Here is a 204-nt window from a genome sequence, read left to right as displayed (position 1 = left end):
ACGCCGCGGGCGGTCCAGCTCCTCGGCGAGCTTCGTGGCGGCGTCGAGGATCTCCTCACCCTTGCCGGTGGCCAGCACCTGGACGCGAACGGCGCCAGGGCGCGGGGCCAGGCCAGGCCGCGGTCGTCGCAGGTCGCCTCGGCCACGGCCGCCACCGCACGGGACACGCCCACGCCGTAGGAGCCCATGGTCACCGTGACCAGA

At 75.5% G+C, this 204-nt stretch carries 1 pseudogene; it reads right to left on the bottom strand.

Features of this window, described 5'->3' with window-relative positions:
* A pseudogene (locus tag BN358_RS13430) lies at positions 1–204 on the bottom strand (proline--tRNA ligase); the annotation flags it as partial.

This window comes from Sedimentibacter sp. B4 (assembly GCF_000309315.1).
GTDB classification, from domain to species: domain Bacteria; phylum Bacillota; class Clostridia; order Tissierellales; family Sedimentibacteraceae; genus Sedimentibacter; species Sedimentibacter saalensis.
Note: the sequence above shows the minus strand (reverse complement) of the source record. Positions and strands in the feature narration are given on the sequence as shown.